This is a genomic window from Methylophaga sp. UBA5088 (assembly GCF_002414625.1).
Classification (GTDB): domain Bacteria; phylum Pseudomonadota; class Gammaproteobacteria; order Nitrosococcales; family Methylophagaceae; genus Methylophaga; species Methylophaga marina.
In genome coordinates this window covers 11459-11672 of record NZ_DIAC01000074.1, presented here as the reverse complement: position 1 = coordinate 11672, position 214 = coordinate 11459, and the positions used below count along the sequence as shown (strand labels likewise).

Genomic DNA, 214 nt, shown 5'->3' with positions numbered 1-214 from the left:
TTTAAAGATCCATGTAACCTGCGTAGCCCACAACAGCACGTTGGTGTGGTTCACAGCTCAAACCTGTGTACAGAAATCACCCTGAACACATCAGACAAAGAAATTGCGGTGTGTAACTTAGGCAGCGTCAATATGGTGAAACATATTGATGAAAACGGTCAGCTCGACAAAGAAAAACTGCAAAAAACCGTTCGTACCGCGATGCGTATGTTAG

General features: G+C 43.9%; 1 protein-coding gene. It reads left to right on the top strand.

Translation table 11 applies throughout. The features are described from left to right. On the top strand, nt 1-214 hold a 214-nt coding region (locus B4K20_RS09405), incomplete at both ends, for a hypothetical protein (RefSeq protein ID WP_289282691.1).